Origin of the sequence: Streptomyces sp. NPDC006309 (assembly GCF_040613095.1) — a bacterium.
GTDB lineage: Bacteria > Actinomycetota > Actinomycetes > Streptomycetales > Streptomycetaceae > Streptomyces.
This window is the reverse complement of record NZ_JBEXRO010000066.1, coordinates 1-1,304: the sequence shown is the minus strand read 5'-3', so window position 1 is coordinate 1,304 and position 1,304 is coordinate 1. Positions and strand designations below refer to the sequence as shown.

Here is a 1,304-nt window from a genome sequence, read left to right as displayed (position 1 = left end):
GGACTCCGAGAAATACCAGCTGCGCCCCCGCGACTGGGAGGCCGCCGCACGCGAGGGCCGCACCATCGCCCCCCTCATCACCCGCCTCAACGCCGCGCGAAGGCGGCACCCCGCGCTACAGCGCCTGCGCAATCTCCGCTTCCACCGGACCGACAACGACGCCGTGCTCGCCTACAGCAAGAGCACGGGTGCGGACACGGTCATCGTGGTCGTCAATCTCGACCCGCATCACACCCAGGAGGCCACGGTCTCGTTGGACATGCCGCAACTCGGCCTGGACCGGCACGCCGCCCTGTCCGTGCACGACGAACTGACGGGCGAGACGTACCGCTGGGGCAGGACCAACTACGTGCGTCTCACGCCCGGCCGGACGCCGGCGCACGTGCTCCACGTCGGGCGATCGACGCCCCAGATCGGAGGGCCCGCAGCGTCATGACCGTCAACGATCCCGTACCGGACACGTTCGAGGACACTCCCGCCAAGGACCGGGATCCGGAGTGGTTCAAGCGCGCCGTCTTCTACGAGGTACTGGTCCGCTCCTTCCAGGACAGCAACGGCGACGGCGTCGGCGACCTGAAGGGACTGACCGCCAAGCTCGACTACCTCCAGTGGCTCGGCGTGGACTGCCTGTGGCTGCCCCCGTTCTTCAAGTCGCCCCTGAAGGACGGCGGTTACGACGTCTCGGACTACACGTCCGTGCTGCCCGAGTTCGGTGACCTCGCCGACTTCGTGGAGTTCGTGGACGCCGCCCACCAGCGGGGCATGCGCGTCATCATCGACTTCGTCATGAACCACACCAGCGACGAGCACCCGTGGTTCCAGGAGTCCCGCAAGAACCCCGACGGCCCGTACGGCGACTACTACATGTGGGCCGACGACGACAAGCAGTACCAGGACGCCCGCATCATCTTCATCGACACCGAGGTCTCCAACTGGACGTTCGACCCGGTGCGCGGCCAGTACTACTTCCACCGCTTCTTCTCCCACCAGCCGGACCTCAACTACGAGAACCCGGCCGTGCAGGAGGAGGTCATGGCCGCGCTGCGCTTCTGGCTGGACCTGGGCATCGACGGCTACCGTCTGGACGCGGTCCCCTACCTCTACGCCGAGGAGGGCACCAACTGCGAGAACCTGCCCGCCACGCACGCCTTCCTCAGACGGGTCCGGCGCGAGATCGACGCGATGTACCCGGACACCGTGCTGCTGGCGGAGGCGAACCAGTGGCCCGAGGACGTCGTCGACTACTTCGGCGACTACCGGGTCGGCGGCGACGAGTGCCACATGGCGTTCCACTTCCCCGTGAT

Annotated in this window: 2 protein-coding genes; both read left to right on the top strand. The window is 67.3% G+C overall.

What is annotated here, in order from left to right:
* On the top strand, positions 1 to 436 hold a 436-nt coding region (locus tag ABZ117_RS34190), incomplete at its 5' end, for an alpha-glucosidase C-terminal domain-containing protein (RefSeq protein ID WP_356826702.1).
* On the top strand, positions 433 to 1,304 hold an 872-nt coding region (locus ABZ117_RS34185), incomplete at its 3' end, for an alpha-amylase family glycosyl hydrolase (protein ID WP_356826700.1). The genes ABZ117_RS34190 and ABZ117_RS34185, both read left to right, overlap by 4 nt.